The organism is Nevskia soli DSM 19509 (assembly GCF_000711955.1).
Classification (GTDB): Bacteria; Pseudomonadota; Gammaproteobacteria; order Nevskiales; family Nevskiaceae; genus Nevskia; species Nevskia soli.
This window is the reverse complement of record NZ_JONR01000079.1, coordinates 1-5,459: the sequence shown is the minus strand read 5'-3', so window position 1 is coordinate 5,459 and position 5,459 is coordinate 1. Positions and strand designations below refer to the sequence as shown.

At 59.0% G+C, this 5,459-nt stretch carries 4 protein-coding genes and 2 pseudogenes; 3 read left to right on the top strand and 3 right to left on the bottom strand.

Annotated features, from left to right (window positions below; translation table 11 throughout):
- On the top strand, window positions 1-274 hold a 274-nt coding region (locus BP26_RS0122410; RefSeq protein WP_029922787.1), incomplete at its 5' end, for a transposase domain-containing protein.
- Window positions 275-322: 48 nt separating this feature from the next.
- Here the strand turns inward: BP26_RS0122410 and BP26_RS0122405 are convergent.
- The 3 genes and pseudogenes from BP26_RS0122405 to BP26_RS31255 form a co-directional block, all read right to left on the bottom strand.
- Window positions 323-853, bottom strand: a pseudogene (locus BP26_RS0122405) (ATP-binding protein); the annotation flags it as partial.
- Entirely contained in the window at window positions 846-2,345 is a 1,500-nt protein-coding gene (istA, locus tag BP26_RS0122400) for an IS21 family transposase (RefSeq protein WP_157572706.1), read from the bottom strand. The pseudogene BP26_RS0122405 and the gene istA, both read right to left, overlap by 8 nt.
- 103 nt (window positions 2,346-2,448) lie before the next feature.
- A pseudogene (locus BP26_RS31255) lies at window positions 2,449-2,784 on the bottom strand (IS21 family transposase); the annotation flags it as partial.
- A gap of 81 nt (window positions 2,785-2,865) precedes the next feature.
- On the opposite strand from BP26_RS31255, the gene BP26_RS28970 reads away from it, so the two are divergent.
- Window positions 2,866-4,929: a right-handed parallel beta-helix repeat-containing protein gene (locus tag BP26_RS28970; protein WP_084183343.1), complete on the top strand. Its 2,064-nt coding sequence runs from the start codon at window positions 2,866-2,868 to the stop codon at window positions 4,927-4,929.
- Between the two features lie 286 nt (window positions 4,930-5,215).
- Window positions 5,216-5,459, top strand: a 244-nt coding sequence (locus tag BP26_RS30960; RefSeq protein WP_029922782.1) for a transposase, incomplete at its 3' end; no start/stop codon positions are given.

The window sequence follows — 5,459 nt, the reverse complement described above, 5'->3', positions numbered from 1 at the left end:
CGCGCTGACGCGCTTTCTCGCGGATCCGGCTTTGCCCATCGACAATAACCATGATGAGCGGCAGATCCGGCCCTGGGCGGTCGGCAAGAAGAACTGGCTCTTCACAGGCACCCAGCTCGCTGGAGAGCGCGCTGCTGCGATCATGAGCCTGATCCAAACGGCCAAGCTCAACGGTCATGATCCGCACGCCTATCTCAAGGACGTCCTGACTCGATTGCCGACTCAACCGATCAGCAAACTCGATGCGCTTCTGCCGCAGAACTGGAAGCCTTAGGCTTTATAGCTCTGCACCCTTCCGTCAAGATGGGATGCCTGGACGCTTACGGGCAAACGGCAGATAGCCCAGCTCATCCAGGATCAGCAGATCGAGCTGCATGAGCTGGTTCACCAAGCGCCCGGCCTTGCCGGCTGCCTTTTCCTGCTCCAGCAGATTGACCAAGTCCACGGTGGAGTAAAAGCGCGCCCGCTTGCCGTGACGCGCGATGGCCTCCACGCCCAGGGCGGTGGCCAGGTGGGTCTTGCCGGTTCCGGTGCCGCCGATCAGCACAATGTTCTCGGCCTTCTCGGTGAAGTCGGTGGTGGAAAAAGTCATGATCTGCCGGCGGTCCACCTTGGACTGCTCGAAGTCGAAGCCGGCCAGGTCACGGTGGATCGGGAAGCGTGCGGCGTGCATCTGGTAACGCACCGAGCGCATGGCCCGGTCAGTGCTCTCGGCCTTGAGCAGGTGCTCGATCAGCCACTGCGAGCTGGTGATGGTGGCGTCGCCGCCGTGCTCGATGAGCTCGGCAAATCCATTGGCCATACCGTACAGGCGCAGGGCCTTGAGCCCGGCGATGATGTCGATGTCAGCCATGGCTCACCTCCTCGCGCAGGCTGTCGTAGCGCTGGGTGTCGGCCGCCGGCGCGGTCTTCACCGTCAGGCTGGTCTCCACCGTTTCGGGTGGTGGCCCTTCCCGCAATCGGGCCAGGACGTTGAGGACATGCTCGGCGCTGGGCCGGCCGGACTCCAGCACCAGGTCCACCGCCACCAGCACCGCCTCCAGGCCGAAAGCCGGCACCGCCGACAGCACCTGCACCATCACCCGGTCGCCGCCCTGGCGGCGTAGTAAGGCCTTGGACAGACGCTGCAGCGGCTCGGGCAGCTCGGCAAACGGCGCACCGTTGCGCAGCGCGCCCGGTTTGCGCTCCAGCAGCGGCAGATAGTGCCGCCAATCGTAGATGACGTGGTCGCGGTCGAAGGCCGGGGCATGCTCGGCGACGATGCTCTGGTCGGCGACGATGGCGACGCGCTCCGGGTAGAGCCGCACACTGACCCGGTGCCCGGCCAAGGCACAGGGCACCGAGTAGCGATTCCTGGCGACCGTCACCAGGCAGGTGCTGGACACCCGCGCCGGCAGCTCGACATAGCCGTCGAAGGCGGCCGGCATCGGCATCAGCTCGGGCTGCTCATGCTCCCAGGCTTCCTGGATGCTCATGCCGGAGAAGTCGGGATGGGCGGCGTGGCGCGCCTCGATGCACTGGGTGGCGAGCCACACATTCAGCTCAGCGAAGCTGCCGAAGCGCAAGCCCTGGGCCTCCTGCCAGATCCGGCGGCGGGCGTCCTGAACGCCCTTCTCGACTCGGCCCTTCTCCCAGCCGGAGGCGACGTTGCAGCAGAAGTCCGGATCGAAGAGATAGTGCGCGGTCATGGCCGCGAAGCGGGCGTTGACCACGCGCGCCTTGCCGCGGCCGGGGACGCGGTCCACGGCGGTCTTCATGTTGTCGTAGATGCCGCGCCGGGGCACACCGCCCAGACCGGTCAGGCAGCGAGTGTGGGCGTCAAACAGCATTTCGTGGCCCTGGTTGGGATAGGCCACCAGCCAGAAAGCCCGCGAGGCGCACAGCTTCATGTGGGCGAGCTGGATCTTGCGCCAGATGCCGCCGATGACGAGGGTTTCCTCGCTCCAGTCGAATTGGAAGGCTTCGCCCCAGGCGAAGGTGAGCGGGACGTAGGCCGAGCGGGCGGTCACGTCGCCGGCACGGCCGCGCCAAGCGCGGACGAAGGCGGTGACGCGGCTGTAGCTGCCGCTGAAGCCTTTGTCCTTGAGTTGGGCGAAGAGCTTGAGCGCGGTGCGGCGCTCCTTTCGTGGCCGCCGCAGGTCGGTCTCCAGCGCCTGCCTGAGCCACTCGGTGTGGCGGTCGATCAGCCGGGGCTTGGTCTGCCGCTGGTACTTCATCTGGCTGCGCGGAGACTCCCGCAGCCAGCCCTTGATGGTGTTTCTTGCCAATCCCGTCCGGCGTGCGATCTCGCTGATCGACAGGCCGTCACGCAACCGCATCCTGCGAACTTTTGCGTACATTGCCATGGTGTGCACCTCGTCTCCTGCTGGGTTTGAGCCCCGCAGGCTAGGTCAGAACACCCTGGTCAATTTTCAGTGAGCAGAACTCCGTTTTGCTGGTCAATTTTCAACGCGCGCCAACAACCGTCACCAGGCAAGTGCTCGACACCCGTACTGGCGATTCGACGTAGCCGTCGAAGAGGCCGGTACTGGCATCAGCTCCGTTTGCTCATGCTCCCAGGCGTCCTGGATGCTCATGCCGGAGAAGTCGGGATGAGCGGCGTTCGCACCTCGATGCACTGCGTGGCGAGCCAGACATTCAGCTCGGCGAAGTTGCCGAGGCGCAGGCCCTGGGCTTTCCTGCCAAGTCCATCGGCGGGTATCCTGTGCACCCTTTTCGACCCGGCATTTCCCAGCCAGAGGCGACGTTGCAGAAGTCCGAGTCAAACAGGTAGTGCGCGGTCATCGCGTCGATTAGCCAAGACACCGGCAGGAAAAAGTGGCTATTCTATATTTTGGTCTTGGCCACTGAGTGGAGAGCCTAGATATGACGTCGAAAGCGATTGCGAGTAGGTGCCCGCGATTTCTCAGCTATTTTGCGTTCAGCGCCATTTTTTTCAGCCCCGGCATCTGGGCCAGCCAGATGATTGTATATGTGTCGGTCGATGGAAACGACGCAAGTGCGGGCCTTTCAGCAAATACGGGTGAGAATGGCCCGGTAGCATCTCTTGGCCGAGCGATGGAGGTCGTCCGCAGGTTGAGGGCAGGCAAGGGTTCAAATACGCAGTTTGTTGTGCTTCTCTCGCCGGGCACTTATCGATTGAATGAGCCGCTGATGCTCGACGATAAAGATTCCGGAGGGGCTGCCACTCCAACTATTATTCAAGGCACAGATCCCACGAAGGTCAGAATTACCGGCACTGTACCGCTGCTCGTCCCGTTGACTGAACTTCCAGACGGTATGCACCAGCGCCTCAGCCCGCAGGCAAGGTCACACGTTGTCGCTTTTGATCTCAGGAAAAATCAGATTCAAACTTGGACCAATCCGCAAATCCATGGATACAACGCTCCAGCCAAAGACAATCCAAATGAGCTCTTCGTCAATGGGGTGCCGCAATCTCTGGCCGCTTGGCCAAAGGATGGATACGCCAATATCAAGGAGGTGCCGGATGGCAATAGAGGACTGCGCTTTAAGATAGATTCCGCCCGCCCAGTTAAATGGCACGACACCAAAAGCGCTTGGGCGAGCGGCTATTGGGCTTATGACTGGGCAGATTCCATGGTTCCGCTGGCTGACAGGTCGGCTGATGGGGCAACGTTAACTCTCGCATCTGCTCCGACTTCATATGGCATCAACGTGGGCCAACGTGTGCGATTTGAAAATATCCCGGAAGAAATTAGCGGCCCGGGTGATTGGTACTTTGATTACACGAATGGTATCGCCTATGTCTGGGCCGAAAATCTGCAGCAGCCCGGTACCGTGGAAATGTCAGTTGCGCCATTGTTGATTCATATGTCCGCCGTTCGGAATCTTAAAATCGAGAATGTTTCAATTGATGGTGCTCGTCTAGACCTGATCGATGCAGAAAATGTTCAGGGTGTTTACATCGATCACTGCACGCTTCGCAATAGCGGGAAAATGGCAGTTCAGATAAAGGGCGGCAGCTCCAGCGGCGTGACCTATTCCGAGGTGCAGAATACGGGGGCAACTGGTATTTCATTGTCCGGTGGCGACCGAAATGCGCTGCAACCGGCAAACCTGGTTGCAGCCCACAATGTCATTTCTAATTTTGGACGGATCTATCGCAGCAATGAGCCGGGCATTTTCCTGTTGGGAGACGGCAACCACGCGGAGCACAACCGAATCTATAACGGTCCGCATCAAGCTGTGTATTTCACGGGAAACGATCATACGATTGATTACAATGAAATATATGATGTCGATTTAGACACTGGCGATGCCGGAGCCATCTACGGGGGGCGAGATTGGACAGCGCAGGGTACCAAGATCGAATATAACTACCTTCATGGCATTCATGGAATAGGCAAGCTAGGGGCGACGGCGATATACGTGGACGATCAGGGCAGCGGAATATCAATCCACGCAAACATCTTGTATGACGTATTCCGAGGTGTACTCATCGGTGGCGGACTCGACAATGCCGTAGAGGGAAACATTATTGTCCAAAGCAAGACGCCAATCTATATGGACAATCGAGGCATGACCCCTTTCGAAGAGAGCACCACCAATGATCCTGGCAGCTTTCTCAATAAAGAATTGAAAGCAGTTCCTTACCAAGGTGAAGTATGGCGCAAGCGCTATCCGCAGCTTGCCAATATCTTGTCCGATGGACGCGGAATACCTAAACGTAATTTTATTTGGGGAAATCTTATCGTTCAAAGTGGAGCAATGCAGATGCTACTGCCGCCCGAGGTATTAGCATTTCAAAAAGTGGGATCCAATCTTATAGATGATTCGCCGGGATTCTTGGGTTCCATTATTAGTCGCGAAGGACAGGCGCCGCCTGTGACGGTCTTCCAGCTACCTGCAAATTCTAAGGCAGTGCAGGGAGGGTTCAAACAAATTCCGGTTGATCAGATTGGGCCTTAAGAATTGGGCCAAGGTGCTGCCGGTATTTGGGCTGAATGCAGTGCTGGTCGCCGTCGAGCGCAGGCTCGCGGTCGGCATCCCCTGTTTGATCGGCCGGGTCGGCGCTGAGAGTTGGATGACCTTGGCGCACATGCCGGATCACCACGAAGAGAGGTGGCCCCGGAAATTCAAACAGCCGGATAAGTGATGTTTTGCTCTAATCATGGGTAAGCGTCTGGCGAAGTCATCTTGAGTAAGCGCTGCTAGCGGCTGAGCATTGTGTCCACGAGTTCAAACCCGCGGACACATGGACACTACCGAAAGCAAGCAACGCCGGACATGGCGGCGTCACAGCGCCGAATTCAAGGCGAGCATGATCGAAGCCTGCAGCCATACGGGTGTTTCGATCGCAGCGGTGGCCCTGGCCAATGGCCTGAATGCCAATCTGCTGAGAAACTGGGTCGTGGAAGCGAAGAAGTCGGCACCGGCAGCATCTTTGGCGGTGAATCCCGGCTTCGTGCCGGTGGCACTCCCAGCGGCGCCATCGTCGA

Excerpts from the sequence above, each read along its gene's own strand:
- istA (WP_157572706.1), bottom strand. The coding sequence starts at position 2,345 with ATGGCAATGTACGCAAAAGTTCGCAGGATGCGGTTGCGTGACGGCCTG.
- BP26_RS28970 (WP_084183343.1), top strand. The coding sequence starts at position 2,866 with ATGACGTCGAAAGCGATTGCGAGTAGGTGCCCGCGATTTCTCAGCTAT.